Origin of the sequence: Bacillus sp. WP8, from assembly GCF_000800825.1 — a bacterium.
In the GTDB taxonomy this organism is placed as follows: domain Bacteria; phylum Bacillota; class Bacilli; order Bacillales; family Bacillaceae; genus Bacillus; species Bacillus safensis.
Genome location: NZ_CP010075.1, coordinates 1,157,705 through 1,175,901 on the forward strand (window position 1 = coordinate 1,157,705; position 18,197 = coordinate 1,175,901).

The following is an 18,197-nucleotide window of genomic DNA, read 5'->3' on the forward strand; positions in this document are numbered from 1 at the left end:
TGAATTTTAGAAAATATAACGAATGGCTTTCATTTCATTTAGGCAATTGTTAGAATCAATCCTTTAACGTAAGACTTATAAAATTAAACATGAATGTTAGGAGGCTTTAGCCAATGGAGCATACATCTGTTTCATCACTCGTTGTCGTTATTATTGTCGCCTTTTTCACCCCTATTTTATTGCACCGATTTAAGCTGACCATTCCGGTCGTTGTAGCTGAAATCATTATGGGGCTCATCATTGGGAAAAGCGGTCTTCAACTGGTTGTCGAACATGATGCGTGGTTAGATACATTATCCATGCTCGGTTTTATTTTTCTGATGTTTTTAAGTGGACTTGAAATAGATTTTTCTTCTTTTGAGTCAAAGAAGAAAGCACGAGAACTTCCAAATGGTTTAAAAGAACCAAATACATTTAAAGCAGCCACCATTATTTTTCTTGGGGTATTTTGTATTTCTTTTATCCTGTCCTATGCGTTTGTACTCGCAGGGTTTATCCAAAATGCCTTTTTAATGACGCTCATTATCTCTACCATCTCATTAGGCGTAGTGGTGCCAACCTTAAAAGAGGAAAAGTTGATGCAGACGAATATCGGTCAAATCATTCTGCTTGTAGCTGTCATTGCTGATTTGGTCACGATGATTTTACTTGCTGTGTTTTCCTCCATTTATGGAGATGGAACAGGGAACATGTGGCTTCTGCTCTTATTATTTGCTGCAGGCATTCTTCTTTATTTATTTGGCCGCGTATTTAAGACAAAGTCAATTTTTCAGTCGATGTCAAAAGGAACCGTGCAAATTGGGACAAGGGCAATCTTTACTCTCATTATAGTCTTAGTTGCCTTATCTGAATCACTCGGGGCTGAAAATATTCTAGGGGCGTTTTTAGCTGGCGTGCTTGTGTCCCTTCTTTCACCAAATAAAGAGCTCGTTCAGCAGCTGGACTCATTTGGCTACGGATTTTTAATCCCGATCTTTTTTGTGATGGTCGGAGTGGATCTAAATATATGGGCACTGTTTAAGGACCCGACGATTATGATCATGATTCCGCTGCTGTTTATTGCGTTGCTTATAAGTAAGCTTATCCCAATTCTTTATTTGAAAAAATGGTATGACATGAATAAGGTCATCGGCTCAGGCTTTTTATTAACTTCAACATTATCTCTCGTCATTGCAGCTGCGACGATTGGTGAGCGGCTCGGTGTCATTGATCATAAAATGTCTGGAGCGCTGATTTTAGTTGCTGTGCTAACGAGTATTTTAACACCTGTTTGGTTTAAAGCGCTCTTTAAAAAAGAACAAGCGGCGAGCCATAAGAAGCGTGTGACCTTTATTGGTGCAAATCAGCTGACCTTACCTGTCACACTTGATTTGCATCATGATGAATATGACATTCGGATTTTGCATGTGTTTCAAGAAAATAAGGAAGCACTGCTGGCAGACTCTATCTTTGAAGTCGAATCAATTGAACAATACGACGATGAGACGCTGAGAAAGGCAGGCGTCGGCCAAGAGGATGTCCTTGTCGTCGCAACAGGCAGTGAGACAAAAAATAAGGAAATTGCTTTATTTGCAAAAGAAGAAGGTTCAAAACAAGTCATTGCAAGTGTCAACAAAGCTGAGGCAGAGCTGACATTGAAGGAAGCGGGCATTGATACGTTTTCTACTTTCCTTTCATCTAAAACGGTGCTAAGAGCTTTGATTGAAGCACCTGATGCGATTCGATTGCTAACAAATGAGGATTCTTCTTTGTATCAAATTCAAATGAACAATCATCGTTATCATAATGTCATGCTGAGAGAATTTCCTTTCACCGGTGATTTGGTATTTGTCCGGATTTTCAGAGGGGTAGACAGCTTAGTACCGCATGGAGATACGACACTTAGAAGCGGCGACCGTGTGCTTGTATCGGGCTCCCGGGAGTATGTAGCAGGACTAAGAGCCCAATTAGAATGACAATGAACCCTTGACCAATGAACAATTCCTGATTAAGATAGAGGTACAACATCATATATTTGATCCACTAGGGGAGTCCTTTAAAAGGGCTGAGATAAAAGTGTCGACTTTTAGACCCTCATTACCTGAACAGGTTCATACCTGCGTAGGGAAGTGGTGCGGTTTTTGACTATGCTTTTTACAAATTCCAAGCCACTTTCCACGCGGAAAGTGGCTTTTTTATATGGAAAAAAAGGAGGAGAGGAACATGACGTTTTCAACAGAATGTAAAGAGGCTGCAGCAACATGGTGGAATGGAAGCTTTACGCATCCTTTTGTCAAAGGGATTGGGGATGGCACACTTTCACTCGATCGTTTCACCTATTACGTGATGCAGGATTCGTATTATTTAACTCATTTTGCAAAGGTGCAGGCATATGGAGCGGCGATTAGTGAAGACTTACATACGACGGGCAGAATGGCGTATCATGCACAGGGCACGTATGAAGCAGAGCTGTCGCTGCATAGGAAATTTACAGAGCTTCTGCAAATTTCTGATGAAGCCATTGAGAACTTTAAGCCTTCCCCGACTGCTTATGCGTATACCTCTCATATGTACCGGTCTGTAAAAAGCGGACGGTTTGAAGAGATTTTAGCCGCGTTATTACCGTGTTACTGGCTTTATTATGAGGTAGGTGAAAAGCTAAAACAAACAACACCTGACCATCCAATTTATCAAGAATGGATTTTGACATATGGAGGCGATTGGTTTAAGGAACTCGTTTTCGAACAGGTGAACCGCTTTGATGAACTAGCAGAAAAAGCACCAGAACATGTACGCGCCAATATGAAAGAAAATTTTGTGATTTCAAGCTATTACGAATATCACTTTTGGGAGATGGCGTATCAAAAAGAATTGTGGCAAACAGCATGCTTAGATGGGGTTGGTGCAAATGGAACTCCACGCAGTGACAAATGATTCGCTTCCTGCGGGTGAACTGATCAAACAAATAAAAGCCATTGCGTCTGAAGTGGATTTTATTCATATTCGGGAACGGTCTAAAACAGCAGGTGAGCTTGTTGATCTCGTGAAGAATCTCCTTTTAGAAGGTGTACCGAAAGAAAAGCTCGTGATCAATGACCGAGTAGACGTGGCGCTGCTAACCAATATTCACAGGGTGCATCTTCCGGGCCATAGCTTTTCGCCGAAAGAGCTGCGAAGAAAATTCCCTCACCTTCATGCAGGGGTGTCTGTCCATTCGATAGAAGAAGCGAAAGCAGCAGAGAAAAATGGAGCAGAGTATGTCATGTTTGGGCACGTATATGACACCTCTTGTAAACCAGGACTTCAGGCAAGAGGTGTACAGCTTGTGAAAGAACTGACTTCTGCACTAACAATTCCAGTGGTGGCCATCGGCGGGATGACCCCAGAACGAGTTCCAGAATTGAAACACGCTCATGTGAAAGGAATCGCTGTCATGTCTGGGATTTTTACTCATCATCAGCCGCGTATGATGGCACAAGCATTTTCTGAAAAGGTAAAGGAGAATCCTTATGAAAAAGCATTATGACGTTGCAATCATTGGTGGTGGAATCATAGGGATGTCAATCGCCTATCACCTTGCAAAAGCAGGAAAACAGGTGATCTTATTTGAAGCAAATGAGATAGGGAAGCAAACGACAAGTGCGGCTGCCGGGATGCTCGGTGCACATGCTGAAGGAGAGGGGCATGAGGATATTTTCTTTCAGGCAGGCAGAGCAAGCCAGGCATTATACGAAAAATTAAAGGTCGATCTTTTGCATGAATCAGGTATTGATATTCGGACTTCAGCAGGCGGCATCATGAAGGTCGCCTTTACTGAAGAAGAGAAGCAGGCCCTTTGCCGGATGCAGCATTTGTCTACGTTTAAGTGGCTTGATGCAAGCAGCGTAAAAAAATGCATGCCTCAAGTCACAGATCACATGCTGGGAGCAGGTTTGATTGAAGAGGATGTGCATGTGGAGCCTTATGCTGTATGCAGGGCTTTGTGGCAGGCGGCGGTCCGGTACGGAGCAGATGTGAAAGAGTGTACACCTGTGATCGAAGTGAAGCGGGACAAAGAAGTGTTAACTGTCAGAACAACGAAGGGCACATTCACATGTGATGACCTGACAGTTGCAAGTGGTGTATGGTCTGGCCGTTTTTTTGAAGAGCTCGGATTATCTCATTCTCTTTATCCAGTAAAAGGAGAATGTGTGTCTGTATGGAATAACGGTCCAGCGCTCGCACACACCATTTATCATGATCATTGTTATATCGTTCAGCGAGATAGTGGAAAGCTTGTTATCGGTGCAACGATGAAGCCAAACGAGTGGCAGGCTGTTCCAACGCTTGGCGGCATGGAAGCTGTGATTCAAAAGGCGTCTCAGCTTATGCCTTCTATTAAAGAGATGCCGATTGAAGAGTGCTGGGCAGGCCTTCGTCCGGCGACAAACGACCGGCATCCCTATATCGGAAGACATCCAGAAGACAAGCGTATTCTTTTTGCTGCAGGGCATTACAGGAATGGCATTTTACTTGCGCCGATTACTGGAGGAATCATTCGTGACCTCATATTAGACAAACCGGTCAAAGAGGAATGGCTTCACGCATTTCGTATTGGACGAAAGGAGGCACTATTCGTATGAAGATTCAATTGAATGGCAGAATCGTTGACTTCGATCAAGAGAATGGAACGATCTATGATCTGCTATCAGCCTATCAGCTTGAAAACCGTGTGGTGATCGTTGAAAAGAACCAAGAAATCATTGATAAAGAAGCGTTTCAACAAGTAGTGATTCAACCAAATGACACGATTGAAATCGTTCATTTTGTAGGAGGAGGATGATCCAATGCTGCACATTGGCGGAAAAACATTCACATCAAGACTATTACTCGGAACAGGGAAGTACCCATCATTTGAGGTTCAAAAAGAAGCGGTGAACGTATCGGAAGCCGAAATTTTAACCTTTGCTGTCAGAAGGATGAACATATTCGAAGCATCTCAGCCTAATTTTCTAGAGCAGCTTGATTTATCAAGATATACGCTGCTTCCGAATACAGCTGGTGCAAGTACAGCAGAAGAGGCAGTGCGTATTGCCCGTTTAGCAAGGGCTTCTGGGCTGTGTGACATGATCAAGGTAGAAGTCATTGGCTGTTCAAGGTCTCTTTTGCCAGATCCAGTTGAAACATTAAAAGCATCTGAAATGCTGCTCGAAGAAGGATTTATCGTGCTGCCATATACATCTGATGATGTGGTGCTCGCAAGAAAATTAGAAGAACTCGGTGTCCACGCCATCATGCCAGGTGCTTCTCCGATTGGTTCAGGCCAAGGCTTACTAAATCCTCTGAATCTCTCATTTATTATCGAGCAGGCGAAGGTGCCGGTCATTATTGATGCTGGCGTAGGTTCTCCGAAGGATGCAGCTTATGCGATGGAGCTTGGAGCTGACGCAGTATTACTAAATACCGCTGTCTCTGGTGCAAAGGATCCTGTGAAAATGGCAAAAGCAATGAAACTGGCGATTGAATCAGGAAGACTAGGCTATGAGGCAGGACGTATTCCCCTGAAAAACTATGGGACAGCGAGCAGTCCACAGGAAGGAATGCCGTCATTTTGAGCACTCGTTATTCACGCCAAGAGCTTTTTCAGCCAATTGGAACAGAGGGACAAAAGCGGCTAAATGACTCAAAGGCGGTCATTATTGGAGCGGGGGCACTTGGAACGGCTAGTGCAGAAATGCTCGTTCGTGCCGGCGTTGGATCTGTCACCATTTTGGACCGAGATTATATTGAATGGAGCAACCTTCAGCGCCAGCAGCTTTACACGGAGCAAGACGTGAAGGATCGGCTGCCAAAGGCTGTGGCGGCTGAAAAAAGACTCAAGCAAGTAAACAGTGACGTGTACGTCAAAGGCATCGTGATTGATGTGACTGCTCACAATATTGACGAACTGGTCAGCGGGGCTTCGATCATTGTCGATGCAGCGGATAATTTTGAGGTAAGAATGATTGCAAATGATGCTGCTGTCAAACATCAAATTCCGTTCCTTTATGGGGCCTGTGTAGCCAGTTATGGTATTCAATTTACTGTGATTCCTGGTGAGACGCCGTGTTTACACTGTCTGCTTGAACATTTACCTGCACAAGGCATGACATGTGATACAGCAGGTATCATTAGTCCAGTTGTGCAGCAGGTGGCCGCATATCAAGTGGCAGATGCACTTAAATATTTAACAGGACATCCAGTGACGCCAATATTAAAATCCTTCGATTTATGGAAAAATGAACGGTCTGACATTCGGTCGGCCGCATCTTTAAAGAAGAAGCAATGTCCAAGCTGTGGACTTAAGATGTATCCATTTCTTTCATATGAGAAGAGTGCGAAGGCAGATGTACTATGCGGCCGCAATACGGTACAAATCCGCAGTGCAGCAGAAACACCGCCGCCTTTACATGAAGTGGCTCTTCGGTTAAAGAAAGCAGGGATGGATGTGCTTGAAAATCCATATTTGCTTTCGTGTCAAAAGGATGAATTTAAGCTTGTCTTATTTAAAGATGGCAGAGCGCTTGTTCATGGAACCAATGATATTGCCAAAGCAAGAACGATTTATCATCAATGGATTGGCTAATGAGAGGTGTGAAGAAATGACGATCAAAAAAGCATTCACAATCGCGGGTTCTGATTCTGGCGGCGGAGCAGGCATTCAGGCCGATTTGAAAACTTTTCAGGAGCTCGGTGTGTATGGAATGTCTGCAATCACAGCGATTACTGCGCAAAACACACTAGGTGTTCACGGAATTTACCCGCTTTCAATTGAGGCGTTAGAGCGTCAAATAGATGCAGTGGCAGAAGATTTACTGCCAGATGCCGTCAAAACAGGGATGCTGTGGAGTGCAGACATGATCAAGATCGTAGCTGAAAAAACGGTTCAATATGATATGAAGCTGATTGTAGATCCAGTCATGATTGCAAAAGGAGGAGCCTCTTTATTAAATGAAGATGCGGTCGCTGCGATGAAAACACACTTGCTGCCTGTGAGCTATGCTGTAACGCCGAATCTTCCTGAGGCAGAAGTACTGTCAGGTTTACGTATTCAGACGAAAGAGGATCGCTATCTGGCAGCAGAGCGCCTTTATGAGCTCGGTACGAAACATGTCGTGATCAAAGGCGGCCATGGTCCATCTGATGGGATGATTACAGACCTGCTGTATGATGGAAAAGGCTTTATTGAAATCACAAATGAACATATTGATACACCACATACACATGGCACAGGCTGCACGTTTGCAGCAGCATTAACCGCTGAAGTTGCGAAAGGTTATTCGATAAAGGAAGCCTTTGAAACAGCAGAAACCTTTGTCCATGAAGCGATCAAATTCCCTTTACGAATTGGATCTGGACACGGGCCTACAAACCATTTTGCTTATCAGCAAAACAGAATCAAACGTTAAGGGAATCGAACCGTCTTCCTTGTGAGGGCGGTTTTTTTGCGAAAATGAAACTTTCTTTCAGAGGAAATTGTCATTCTCTTATGATCTGTGATAATATTATGATCAGGTACTAATACTATGTCTTGAAAAAATAGGAGGCTTTATTACATATGAACTTTTCTTTAGAAGGCCGTAATATCGTGGTGATGGGTGTTGCCAATAAACGAAGCATCGCTTGGGGAATTGCCCGATCACTTCATGAAGCTGGAGCTCGTTTAATTTTTACTTATGTTGGAGATCGTCTTGCTGAATCGGTAAAAGAGCTTGCAAGCACACTTGAGCGTGATGATTCAATTATTCTTCCGTGTGATGTGACAAGTGATGAAGAAATCGAGAAATGTTTTGCTGAAATTAAAGAAAAAGTACAAGTCATTCATGGCGTTGCGCATGCCATTGCATTTGCAAATAAGGAAGAGCTTGTTGGCGAATACTTGAACACGAATCGTGAAGGTTTCCTTTTGGCGCACAACATTAGTGCATACTCATTAACTGCTGTAGCAAAAGCAGCACGTCCATTAATGACAGAGGGTGGAAGCATTGTGACGCTTACATACCTAGGCGGAGAGCGTGTTGTATCTAACTACAACGTAATGGGTGTAGCGAAAGCATCACTTGAAGCAAGTGTGAAATATTTAGCAGCTGATTTAGGCGCAGAAGGCATCCGCGTGAACAGTATTTCTGCTGGTCCAATTCGTACGTTATCTGCAAAAGGCATCAGCGGCTTTAATACCATTCTGAAGGATATTGAAGAGCGTGCACCGCTTCGTCGTACAACAACTCCTGAAGAAGTTGGCGATACAGCTCTATTCTTATTCAGTGATCTATCTCGCGGCATGACAGGTGAGAATCTGCATGTTGATTCTGGCTTCCATATCATTGCCCGCTAAACGAATACATGATTTGCAGCATACCGAAGAAGGGTATGCTGTTTTTTTATTTTTCTTCTGATTTGAGCCCTCCGTTCATATATATAAGGAATGAATCATTCGGGAGGGATTAGTATGTCAAATAAAGGTGATGAGAATCAAAAGCCGCTGATGTATATTGTTCAGCCGAGCTATCATGAATCAAAGCCGGCCATGCAAAATATTGTGAGAAAGCGAAAAAAATCAGAAAAAAAGTCAGAAAGTGATCACAATGCAAAAGGCGAGATCGAAGAAAGCACGCAGCAGGAGCCTGCGATTCAAGAGATAGAGCAGAAAAAAGAAGCCGAGCCGCCTGCACACCAGCAAGATCGAGATATAAAACAAGAAGCCGAGTTTACAGAAGAACGAGATATCGCACAAGAGGCTGAGCTTGCACAGGAACAAGAGAACACACAAGAACCAGAGCTCATACAAAAGCAAGAGCCTCAGCAAGAAGAGGGGAACCAGCCAGAGGGTGTCTTTCATGAAACAAAAGAAGAACCAAGAAGAAAACGAGTGAAAAAGCCTTTAAGTCAGATGAGTATTGATGAAAAAGTCGATTTTCTCACAAGACTGCCTCATAATATGCCAAGGGCTCTTTGTCTGATTGAAGCTGATGGTAAAACATATAGAGGAATCATCATGGATCGAAAAGACGATACTGTGATCATTCGTACAGCAGGCGGGGGGAATCCAGTCGAATTAGTGATTGCTGAGATTTCTTCCATCCACCCGCTTGGTTTTTAACAAAGAAAAAAGTCCCATATAGGGACTTTTTTTTTAGCAGTTACGGTTGATGAGTCTTGGGTTTAGGCATTCGATTGCGCAGAAGCAGTCAAGGTCTACTTCAATGCAATATTTTGATTTTTCTAATCGGAACACATCACATAAGGAATCTTTATCTGTAAAATCTAAAATATGACGGTCTTTGTCAAATGCGATAAGCAAGCTGAGAGTTGCGCAGTGATCAGAGATGTGTTCGACTCTGAAAAATGCAGTGCTGAAGCAAGGGCCTGGATCTACTTCTCCGACGTTTCCGAATGCGACGAATGGTTTTGATTTGGATGTAAAGAGAACAAATGGGACAGTGTCACCTAAAGAATGTGATGGAGAAAGGAGATTGCTGTAACAGCTGGTCGGGCAATCTTCTTCGACGGCATTTTGTAAGTCGTGAATGTTTTCAACAGCCTCTGCTACACAGTTCCATGAATGTTTGCGGCTCATATTCAACCCTCCTATACTAGGAAATTTGTTTGAGTGTTTGAGCACTGTTATCATCTACAAGCTATTTTTGCCGGTTCGTGCATCTACTTTTAACCAATGCGGAAGCGGCCGCTACTTATGCTGCCTGCTCCGCATAATTGGCTGTCATTCGTAAGGAAGGGGATGCTTTGACTCATGACAAGTTAGATGATCGGCCTGTTGATTTAGCCGTGGTGATGATGCTTTTTATCTTTCGATGGCATGACTCTGTCGACAAGCTCTGGGTTTAAGCATTGGATTGCGCAGAAGCAGTTTAAATCAACCTCAATACAAAAGTCCGTTTTTTCTAGACCAAAGAAGTCAGGGTCACAAGGGTGACACACGCTTAGCGTATGTCCGTGTACATCAACAGGTCTTAATACAGATAACGTAGCACAGCAGTCGTGTAATTTTTCAACCCGGAAGAAAATAGATTCGAAGCATTGGCAATCGTCAACGAATCCTCCAATATTTCCGAAAGTAGAGAACAACCCGCCCTTTTTATCAAAAAGTAAAAACGGAATCGTATCTTTTCCAGAAACTGTTGGGCTTAATAAATTACTGTAGCAGCTCGTAGGACATTTATCTTCTACAGCTTCCTGCTCTGCTAAAATCTTATCAACCGCATCGCATACACAGTTTTCATCATGTCGGCCATGGTGTTTTCCGCAGCTCATGGATTTCAGCTCCTTTAACAAGGTATTTGACTTTAGTCCTTAACAACATATGTATGCGCCCTCTAGTTGGTGTGGGTAAATGACCATTTATATTTGTTGTATTTTTATAAAAGGAAAAGCAGAGCTTTTCGCTCTGCTTTTGGACATTAGAGGATGCCGATTGCAACGATTGTCGCAACAAGAGTTTGTGTAAGTGTTTGGATTGCGATAGAGATGTCCGCATCGATTGTAGATACTGTAACGTTTCTTGAATTTTCGATGACAAGTTTTTGGCGGTTTGTTTGTTTGTGAGTAGCAGCTTGTAAGAGATCCTGCGTGACGCGGTCTGCCAAATCACCGTCTGCGATTGAGATGTTTGTAATGGTGATGATCGCTGTTTGAATCGCTACTTGGATAGATGCTGCAACCTGTGCATCGACAGAAGATACGTTAATGTCACAAGAGTCCCTAACGATAATGACCTCTTCAGATGTCTGCTTTGTGAAGCTTACTTGATCCAAATCTTGTAAGACATCTTCGTCATCATAATAATCGTCACAAAGTGCTTTTCTTTCATAGTTGCAATCGTCGTGGTGTTCGTGGTATCTGTGGTGTCCGTGGTGTGAACAGTTACGATCTAGAGCGACCCAAGAATATGGTTTAGAATCCATTTCTATTCCTCCTTCCGTTTACTTTATTAAATGCTGGAATGCGTTGTTTTGTCTCGGGCATTTACCCTAGCAGGCAACCCATTTTTATTTAATCGTTATTACGCTGAGCATTACGACGCTGCTGAATACGATTTCGAAGTGAATTTCGATTTGGACGTACTTTTGGTTCAGGCACTACTTCTTCTGGCTGTTTTGCTGCCTCAGCCTGCCTTTTTTTCTCCTGCTGCTGTTCTACGAAATCATTTGCTTTCTTTTGTAAGTCCTCGACTAATTTCAAAATCATTTTTCTTTGATCATCTGAAATTTTTGCTTTCTGATCATCAGTGATATTGTTTTTGTTTAACACATCACTGACAAGAAGACTTGTTAATGGATCAATATCCGTATTGATTTGAAACTCCTTTTTTTCGTTCTCTTCAGCCACGATGATTTCACCTCTTTCATACGTCATGTTAGAAAAAGAAAGGGTCAAAGAATGCCGGCTTCAACTAAGAGCACATTCAATGTTTGAGTGAGAATTTGGACGGAGTTCATAATGGATGCATCTGATAATGTAATTGTAATGTTATAGCAGTTGATGATTTGAATCACAGTTTTCTTTTGGATTTCCACTTGTTGCACAGCTAAAAGCTGATCTGTGATGTCAGCAGCCACTTCATCGTCTGGTACAAGAATTTGGATTAAAAGAGTAATGATTGTCGTTACGGTCGCTTGAAGGGAGAGTGCAGCTGTTACATCTGTTTTATGAATTGTGACATTTTCGGAATCTTTGATCTCAATGAAATCATCATAATTGCTGATTAATTCGTTTAACAGTTGTGTATATAATATTTCAGCACTTTCTTCAATAGACAATACTTTCACTCCTTTCTTATCTATACATTATTTAATGCAGCAAGGACTCAAGGTGGAATCGGAAAGTGTGAAAAAGTACAACCCAATTTTATTTCCACTCGATTCATCATGATGGTCTTTTTTCTTGCATATATAAAGAAAGGACGGAAAAAGAAGAAAGAAGGAGGTGGAGGCTTCTGAGCGGTGCTTTGTCATTTGTCGTGTTTGCCCTCGCATCCTTTAGACTGACGAGACTGATTGTGTTTGATACCATTACTGCCCCTTTCCGCCGTCTATTTCATGAAGAACAGGAAGAGGTAAATGAACAAGGTGAGGTCGAAACATATATCATCATTAAAGGTGAAGGACTGCGGTCCTGGGTTGGAGAACTGTTAAGCTGTTATTGGTGTACTGGCATGTGGTGCACTGCTGCCTTACTTCTGATATACATACTTTTTCCTGTCATCAGCATGTGGCTTAATTTATTATTAGCGATTGCCGCAGCAGCAGGCATCATTGAAGCGGTCGTCTCGAAGCTTGTGAAATAAACAGGCATTCTGATCAGACACGCTTTCAATAAATGCATATACTATCAAGGAATAGGAAAGGAAGGGTTGCGATGAAACCAACTGAAACGCCGTCACATATGCTTCAAGGTTATCCAGCGCAGTCAAATCAACAATCTGTATATACGAAAAAAATCAAGAAAACAGGCTGCGGCTGTGGAAACAAAAAGAAACCTCAATAATAGAAGAGAAAAACAAAAGCCGGATTTATCCGGTTTTTTTGTTGCCCTTTTTTTGAGTGGTGCATATGTAAGAGAGAAGGGGTGACCAGAATGGATGCATTCGAACAATTAATCGGTTCCTTGTTCACTAAACCCCATGATGGGAAAGAACAAGCGCACGAAAAGGCTGAAATGGATCTATCGGATAAAGCTCATGATCTTGAGGAGCACTTAAAAGCATTTGGCGTGAAGATGGAGGCTTTTGCAAAAGAAACAGAAGCATTCATGATGCGTCATACAGAGGCAGATTACGTCTTTAAACAGCAGAAATAAAAATTCCGCACTTTTTTATGTGATCGTCCAAACCATTTCTTGCATTTTTCATACTTTGTAAGGGAGAAGAGGAGGTGCTTAAATATGAGTTACGGTTACGGTGGCGGTTCTTGCGGCGGCTACGGTGGAGGCTACGGCGGCGGATATGGATCAACATTTGTTCTTGTTGTCGTGCTTTTCATCCTTCTAATCATCGTTGGTGCTTCTTTCTTTAACTACTAAAAAGTAAGAAGGTGAGGGAAGCAAGGGGGAAGCCTTTTGCTTTCCTTTCTCTTTGGTCAAACAAGGTTTTAGGATAGGCACATATCCCGCCTATTTTCATATAGTAAGGTGATTACTCCACAAAGAGGAGGCAAATGAATGGATAATAAATTCTTTAAAAGCGTAGAAAACAAAACCGGTGTGAATATGAATGATGTGTTTAAACTTGCAGGTTCTTTGCAAAATGCCAACTTTAAAGATGAGAATACCGTTCGAGGTGTCATTAAAAAAGTAGCGCAGCTTGCGAACAAACGTGTACCTAAAGAAATGGAAGACAAAATCGTTCAATCGATTACTAGTGGAAAAGAAAAGCTTGATTTCAATACAATCGCTAAAATGATGAATAACAAAAAATAAACAACAGGCTCTCCGTTTAAAGGGGGGCCTGTTGTTTTTTTGTAAATAATTCACGGTTTTTCTTTAGAAGAGGATACAAAAAGCGAGAACGATGAGCCGTTTTGCCTCGTCTAAATGAAGGAACAGACAGATAAAGAGATTGTTCAGCTCTTGTCATGGCCACGTATAATAAACGGCGCTCTTCTTCCAGCGCTTCTTCATCACCGTTTCTGAGTTCATCCAGTGAGAAATCATGAGGCAATGCCCCATCGACCACACAAGTGATGTATACTGTCTGGAATTCAAGTCCCTTTGCACGGTGGATCGTCATGAGCTGAACACCGGGTTCATCTGTTTTTTCCTTTTCGGCAGATTTCATATGTTCGGCATGTGCGAGAAAGGCTTCAATCGTTTCAAAGCGTCTGGCAGCTGTTTTCACATCACGTACATCATCTGTCCCTTTTTCAAGTACATTCGTATCGTTCACCCGTTTTTTTAAGTAATCACCGAGTCCCATCTTTTGTTCAATAAATGTCACCGCGTCCGATGGCTTTAATGTTCGTAACGTTCGGAACAAAGGAACGATTGATTGCAGCTTTTTCCGTTGAAACGGCTGTATATCTGTCAGCTTTCCGAGCGCATCTACCATTGAACAATCCTCTGTGATAGTCAGTGCCTTTAGTGTATTCAGCGTTTGCTGCTTTAAAAAGAAAACCGGCAGCAGCTGTTTCATGGCGGCCACATCATCTGCATCCTGACTTAAGGAAAGAAAGGCGAGGAGTACCCGAACAATTCGTCTGCTGTAGAAGGCTTTAACGCCAGCATCCGTTTCATACGGAATGGCCGACTGATGCAGTCGTTCATAAATCGCACGGCCGCCTGTATTCGTACGAAACAGCACGCAGAAGTCATTCGGCTTTGCGCCGTTTTTAATTTTCTCCTGAATATCTGCGACAATCATCGTCGCTTCCTCTTCTTCATCATATGGATAAAAGAGCGTCGGCGAAATTTTCTCCGCCCGAACGGCTTTTAACGTCTTCTCATAACGATGCTGATTTTTCTTAATAATCGCATCTGCACTTGCGACAATTGTATGATGAGAGCGGTAATTCGCATGTAAATGGACGATCTGAGCCGAAGGATAATCCTGTTTGAATTCAAGGATGAAAGCAGGATTGCTACCCCTAAATGCGTAAATGGCTTGATCATCGTCCCCTACACAAAATAACTGCTCTGATTCTCCGGCTAAAAGTTGAATCAAGCGATATTGCACTGGATTAATATCCTGAAATTCATCCACTAAAATATACTGGAATCGTTCTTGATACCGTTTTAACAGTTTAGGCTGTTCTGTCAGCATATGTAAGCAGGCAATCGCCATATCATCAAAGTCAAATTGCTGATGATCTCGTTTTTGCTGTTCATATGATTGATAGATCGTCCACATGTGTTTTTCCTTTTCATCCTTCAAATCAGGAAGTTCACCTGGTAAAAAGGCATTTTTCCAATAGCCGATGGATTGCAGCACTTGATCAGTAGGGTAGTCTTTCTCATCAAATCCTTCATTCATTATGGCTTTTCGAATGTATTGCTCCTTTTGCCAGTCAAACTTGATCAGATGCTGGCCGTTCCATTTATTTGCGTCATCGTGAAGCAGCATTTTATAAAAAAGACTGTGGAAGGTGCCTGTCACCACTTGGCTGGCTTGTGAAGGATGAAGCTGGTATTGCTTGCGCAGTCTTTCTTTCATCTCACTGCTCGCTTTTGTAGTAAAAGTTACGAGTAAAATATGGTGAGCAGGAATATGATGATGGGACATGAGATAAGCCGCTCTAGCCGTCAGGACTCTTGTTTTCCCGCTGCCGGCACCAGCCAGCACAAGCATCGGACCATCTAAATGTGTGACAGCTTGAAGCTGCGGTGTGCTAAAGGTGATATGCGGGAAGAGGTCGATCGTATGAACTTGTTCATTTTCTTCTAAATGTAAGGCGTCGCTAAATTGAATCGACTTTGGTTCCTGCCAGTCATATGATTCGCTAGTTTGCGAGATGATCTGTTTGCCGGTTGGAAAACGGAAGCCGCCAAGTTCTTTATAGGAAGCCTTTTCCTCCTGTTCAGCCGTTTGATTATGATCTGCTTGTTCTTCAGCTTGTTCACAAATCTCTTGCTGAGACATGTGCTTATGAATAAAGGCAGGTTCATCATGTATATTTAATCTAAAAAAGACCGGTTGTCCGCAATATGGGCAGAATAATTGTCCTTTTTTTCCCTCGTCATGGAGGAATTGATAATGTTCTCTCGAATACGTATGTAATGAGATCGTTCGATCATGTCGTCGTGCGCATTTCAAAGCTAGTCCTCCAATAGTCAATCAATCTTAAAATGAAACACATCTAATCATATCAAATGAGGCGTGTTTCAAACAGTCATAATTAGGGAATAGTAGAGTAAGAGAGAAGCAAAGGAGGCGTTCTTGATGGGATATATAGCCCCGATTCAGCCGGATCTGTATTTTCAATATATCAATCGTCCAGCTCCTCAGGATAAAGAAGACTACGCGAAAGTAACAAAGGTTACTCGCACCTTTCATGACAAGATTTACAGAGAGCTGGAGAAAAAAGAGGACTTAGTGACAGAAGCGGAAACGAAAGTACAGCAAAAAAAGCGGGAACGCTTTGTACGAGATATGTTTATGGAGGAAGGAAAAGGCGTTCATATCAATACGTATATATAAATGATTGCGCTTTCTTCCATTGGCGAACGATAATGAAAAAGAAAAAGCCAGGGCATTTTGAATGCTCTGGCTTTTCTTTTGGTCAAACAGACAGTGTTTTTGTCATTTTGACATGGGTGATTCCAGCTTCTTCAAACGGTTCAGAAACCGCTTTGTAGCCTTTCTTTTCGTAGAAAGGAAGCGCATGGACTTGGGCATGCATCACCGCTTCTTTTGCTCCATTAGCAATTGCTTCTGTTTCTAGCGCCTCTAATAGCTTGAGGCCAAGGCCGAAGGAGCGCGCCTCTTTTAACACACAAATTCTTTCTAGCTTTGCCTTTGATCCCTCAATGATCCGCAGTCTAGCGGCCGCCTGAGGCTTTTTGTCATCATTGTAAATGACAAAATGGGTGGCTTTGTCCTCTAGTTCATCTATTTCGATCTCTACTGGAACTTCTTGTTCTTTGACGAATACTTCTTTTCGAACGTAATATGCATCTTCTCGTTGTGTTTGTTCTGTTGCGATGACTGTTTTCAAATGTCTTTAACCCTCTTCTCCTAAAATAAATGTTTCATAGACGGTCCAAGATCCGTTTTCTAATTGATATAAAAGGTGGAAGCGATCCACTGTTTCTTCATGGTCAATCTTTCTCAGCTTTAATGTGCCAAGTACGTCTGAATGCTCATCATCTGATAGTTTTTGAGCCACTGTGACATGCGGAACAAAGGCATATTCAGGTGTACCAGCCAGTGGCTCTGCGTACAATCTTTCATTGAGCGCCATGATGTCCTCGTTCGGTTCTACTTTCATATAAATGACGTTGTTTACAGGAGCGAATGAACTGAATTTTTTAATACGTAACGTAATAGGAGAAGCATTTTTTGCATAATCTCTTAACGTTGAGACGACCTCAGCCGCTTCTAGATCCGTTAATTCAAAAGGTGTTCTTAATGTTAAATGAGGCGGTATGAGTGCATAGTTCGGATCATAACGCTTCCGGTAAGAGTTCGCAATATCTTGCAATTTTTTTGATGGAAATATAACAACTCCGTATTTCATCATGTTCCCTCCTGAATAAGAAAGTATTTATTATTGTTTATTATAACAAAATTCAGTTGATTAACGAATATGGGAGCATTCTTTTTAACGAAGGCGCAATGAGCGGCTGCCAAAACGTCCATTTATGATCCCCTTCGAATGTCTCAAATAAATAATCCGCTCCAGATTGTTCAAGAAGGGCCTTTAAATCATCATTCGGCTGAACAAAATCAAGCACCTGGCCATCTGTTGTTTTCACAGCGGTTTCCTCCAGCCCAATTTGATGGATAATCGCATAATGAGAAAGGGCTGTCGACTGTTTGACGGCTTCTAGAACCGACTCGTCAACGTAAGGGGACTGCAAAATCAGCCCGCCAAATAAAGAAGGATAATCAATGGCTGTCATGAGGGAAATCGTCGCACCAAGTGAATCACCAATAAACGTACGTCCTGATCCAATTTGATAGGTTGGATAGTGTTCATCAATATAAGGAACCAGTTCATTGGCTAAAAAGCGTTTATACGCTTCAAACTTTGTGCCGTCTGGATGATACGTGTTCCGTCTTTCCGTAACATTTTCATAAGGGACACCAATGATAATCGAGCGTTCCATTTCTTTGTTCTGCATCAATTCTTCTGCCTGTCTGCCTATTTTGCCTAGGCGGAAATAATCATGACCATCCTGGGCAATGATGACATGATATGTATAAAGGGGGGAGTAATTGACTGGCAAATAGATCAAAATAGTCATGTCCGCCCCAAGTTCTTTTGACTGTAAGGTTTCTTCTTGAATGATTCCTGTTTTCTTCACCATAATCCATTCCTCCAGCTAACCAAATTCATCATAAAGTGAAACGTTTCCATTCATTGTAACACGAAAAACAGCGTTGTTCCTATATGCTAACATGCAATCAAACCGTATAACATCGATTCTGTTATAAAATACAGAAAATTTTAATTAATCATGACATTTCCCCTTGAAAAATGAGATTTAATGGGTTACAGTATTAAGAATTAGAACAGACAGACAACACA

General features: G+C 42.1%; 25 protein-coding genes and 1 riboswitch. Of the genes, 16 read left to right on the forward strand and 9 right to left on the reverse strand.

The window, feature by feature from the left end; all coding sequences use genetic code 11:
• Positions 1-113: 113 nt before the first annotated feature.
• The 10 genes from QR42_RS05640 to QR42_RS05685 all read left to right on the forward strand — a co-directional run bounded on the left by QR42_RS05640 (position 114) and on the right by QR42_RS05685 (position 9,097).
• Positions 114-1,955, forward strand: a complete 1,842-nt coding sequence (locus QR42_RS05640) for a monovalent cation:proton antiporter family protein (RefSeq protein WP_039177837.1) — start codon at positions 114-116, stop codon at positions 1,953-1,955.
• 59 nt (positions 1,956-2,014) lie between these two features.
• A riboswitch (TPP riboswitch) is annotated at positions 2,015-2,124 on the forward strand.
• A 78-nt stretch (positions 2,125-2,202) separates the two neighbouring features.
• Positions 2,203-2,913 (forward strand): thiaminase II, encoded by a 711-nt coding sequence (gene tenA, locus QR42_RS05645; RefSeq protein WP_039177838.1) that lies wholly within the window; start codon positions 2,203-2,205, stop codon positions 2,911-2,913.
• Positions 2,888-3,505: a thiazole tautomerase TenI gene (gene tenI / locus QR42_RS05650; protein WP_039183061.1), complete on the forward strand. Its 618-nt coding sequence runs from the start codon at positions 2,888-2,890 to the stop codon at positions 3,503-3,505. The genes tenA and tenI overlap by 26 nt, the downstream gene beginning before the upstream one ends.
• Positions 3,489-4,601: a glycine oxidase ThiO gene (thiO, locus tag QR42_RS05655; protein ID WP_039177839.1), complete on the forward strand. Its 1,113-nt coding sequence runs from the start codon at positions 3,489-3,491 to the stop codon at positions 4,599-4,601. The genes tenI and thiO overlap by 17 nt, the downstream gene beginning before the upstream one ends.
• A complete protein-coding gene (gene thiS, locus QR42_RS05660; RefSeq protein WP_039177840.1) occupies positions 4,598-4,801 on the forward strand; it encodes a sulfur carrier protein ThiS in 204 nt (67 codons plus the stop codon). Before thiO ends, thiS begins: the two co-directional genes overlap by 4 nt.
• 4 nt (positions 4,802-4,805) lie before the next feature.
• Positions 4,806-5,573, forward strand: coding sequence for a thiazole synthase (locus QR42_RS05665; RefSeq protein ID WP_039177841.1), 768 nt, complete (start codon positions 4,806-4,808; stop codon positions 5,571-5,573).
• On the forward strand, positions 5,570-6,583 hold the full coding sequence (locus tag QR42_RS05670; RefSeq protein WP_039177842.1) for a thiazole biosynthesis adenylyltransferase ThiF: 1,014 nt from the start codon (positions 5,570-5,572) through the stop codon (positions 6,581-6,583). The genes QR42_RS05665 and QR42_RS05670 overlap by 4 nt, the downstream gene beginning before the upstream one ends.
• Positions 6,584-6,599: 16 nt before the next feature.
• Positions 6,600-7,406, forward strand: coding sequence for a bifunctional hydroxymethylpyrimidine kinase/phosphomethylpyrimidine kinase (gene thiD / locus QR42_RS05675; RefSeq protein ID WP_039177843.1), 807 nt, complete (start codon positions 6,600-6,602; stop codon positions 7,404-7,406).
• A gap of 149 nt (positions 7,407-7,555) precedes the next feature.
• Positions 7,556-8,332: an enoyl-ACP reductase FabI gene (fabI, locus tag QR42_RS05680; protein WP_039177844.1), complete on the forward strand. Its 777-nt coding sequence runs from the start codon at positions 7,556-7,558 to the stop codon at positions 8,330-8,332.
• 114 nt (positions 8,333-8,446) lie between these two features.
• The gene (locus QR42_RS05685; RefSeq protein ID WP_039177845.1) at positions 8,447-9,097 is read left to right on the forward strand and encodes a CotO family spore coat protein; all 651 of its coding nucleotides are present in this window, start codon (positions 8,447-8,449) and stop codon (positions 9,095-9,097) included.
• A gap of 33 nt (positions 9,098-9,130) precedes the next feature.
• Here QR42_RS05685 and QR42_RS05690 read toward each other — a convergent pair whose 3' ends face one another.
• The 5 genes from QR42_RS05690 to QR42_RS05710 all read right to left on the reverse strand — a co-directional run bounded on the left by QR42_RS05690 (position 9,131) and on the right by QR42_RS05710 (position 11,783).
• A complete protein-coding gene (locus QR42_RS05690) occupies positions 9,131-9,574 on the reverse strand; it encodes a CotY/CotZ family spore coat protein (RefSeq protein ID WP_039177847.1) in 444 nt (147 codons plus the stop codon).
• Between the two features lie 203 nt (positions 9,575-9,777).
• The gene (locus tag QR42_RS05695) at positions 9,778-10,269 is read right to left on the reverse strand and encodes a CotY/CotZ family spore coat protein (RefSeq protein ID WP_003211658.1); all 492 of its coding nucleotides are present in this window, start codon (positions 10,267-10,269) and stop codon (positions 9,778-9,780) included.
• Positions 10,270-10,415: 146 nt separating this feature from the next.
• Positions 10,416-10,919, reverse strand: a complete 504-nt coding sequence (locus tag QR42_RS05700; protein WP_039177849.1) for a spore coat protein — start codon at positions 10,917-10,919, stop codon at positions 10,416-10,418.
• A gap of 88 nt (positions 10,920-11,007) precedes the next feature.
• A complete protein-coding gene (locus QR42_RS05705; RefSeq protein WP_039183064.1) occupies positions 11,008-11,343 on the reverse strand; it encodes a hypothetical protein in 336 nt (111 codons plus the stop codon).
• A gap of 44 nt (positions 11,344-11,387) precedes the next feature.
• Positions 11,388-11,783: a spore coat protein gene (locus tag QR42_RS05710; RefSeq protein WP_228285950.1), complete on the reverse strand. Its 396-nt coding sequence runs from the start codon at positions 11,781-11,783 to the stop codon at positions 11,388-11,390.
• Positions 11,784-11,950: 167 nt separating this feature from the next.
• On the opposite strand from QR42_RS05710, the gene QR42_RS05715 reads away from it, so the two are divergent.
• The 5 genes from QR42_RS05715 to QR42_RS05730 all read left to right on the forward strand — a co-directional run bounded on the left by QR42_RS05715 (position 11,951) and on the right by QR42_RS05730 (position 13,431).
• Positions 11,951-12,301 carry a DUF1360 domain-containing protein gene (locus tag QR42_RS05715; protein WP_039177852.1) on the forward strand — a complete coding sequence of 117 codons (351 nt, stop codon included), beginning with the start codon at positions 11,951-11,953 and terminating at the stop codon, positions 12,299-12,301.
• A 71-nt stretch (positions 12,302-12,372) separates the two neighbouring features.
• Positions 12,373-12,501, forward strand: a complete 129-nt coding sequence (locus tag QR42_RS19695) for a hypothetical protein (RefSeq protein ID WP_254967544.1) — start codon at positions 12,373-12,375, stop codon at positions 12,499-12,501.
• 90 nt (positions 12,502-12,591) lie between these two features.
• Positions 12,592-12,813 (forward strand): hypothetical protein, encoded by a 222-nt coding sequence (locus QR42_RS05720; RefSeq protein ID WP_025093421.1) that lies wholly within the window; start codon positions 12,592-12,594, stop codon positions 12,811-12,813.
• Positions 12,814-12,897: 84 nt separating this feature from the next.
• Positions 12,898-13,035 carry a YjcZ family sporulation protein gene (locus QR42_RS18890; protein WP_024426457.1) on the forward strand — a complete coding sequence of 46 codons (138 nt, stop codon included), beginning with the start codon at positions 12,898-12,900 and terminating at the stop codon, positions 13,033-13,035.
• A gap of 138 nt (positions 13,036-13,173) precedes the next feature.
• Entirely contained in the window at positions 13,174-13,431 is a 258-nt protein-coding gene (locus tag QR42_RS05730; protein WP_008348417.1) for a sporulation-specific transcription regulator SpoVIF, read from the forward strand.
• Between the two features lie 16 nt (positions 13,432-13,447).
• Here the strand turns inward: QR42_RS05730 and QR42_RS05735 are convergent, their stop codons facing one another.
• Positions 13,448-15,760 (reverse strand): UvrD-helicase domain-containing protein, encoded by a 2,313-nt coding sequence (locus QR42_RS05735; RefSeq protein WP_039177855.1) that lies wholly within the window; start codon positions 15,758-15,760, stop codon positions 13,448-13,450.
• Positions 15,761-15,886: 126 nt separating this feature from the next.
• On the opposite strand from QR42_RS05735, the gene QR42_RS05740 reads away from it, so the two are divergent.
• Positions 15,887-16,144: a hypothetical protein gene (locus QR42_RS05740; protein ID WP_003210759.1), complete on the forward strand. Its 258-nt coding sequence runs from the start codon at positions 15,887-15,889 to the stop codon at positions 16,142-16,144.
• Positions 16,145-16,226: 82 nt separating this feature from the next.
• On the opposite strand, the gene QR42_RS05745 is transcribed toward QR42_RS05740, so the two are convergent.
• The 3 genes from QR42_RS05745 to QR42_RS05755 are packed head-to-tail and all read right to left on the reverse strand — an operon-like array spanning position 16,227 to position 17,976.
• Positions 16,227-16,661 (reverse strand): GNAT family N-acetyltransferase, encoded by a 435-nt coding sequence (locus tag QR42_RS05745; protein ID WP_039177857.1) that lies wholly within the window; start codon positions 16,659-16,661, stop codon positions 16,227-16,229.
• A 6-nt stretch (positions 16,662-16,667) separates the two neighbouring features.
• On the reverse strand, positions 16,668-17,183 hold the full coding sequence (locus QR42_RS05750) for a YjcG family protein (RefSeq protein ID WP_039177859.1): 516 nt from the start codon (positions 17,181-17,183) through the stop codon (positions 16,668-16,670).
• Between the two features lie 52 nt (positions 17,184-17,235).
• Positions 17,236-17,976, reverse strand: a complete 741-nt coding sequence (locus tag QR42_RS05755; RefSeq protein WP_039177861.1) for an alpha/beta hydrolase — start codon at positions 17,974-17,976, stop codon at positions 17,236-17,238.
• Positions 17,977-18,197: the final 221 nt, after the last annotated feature.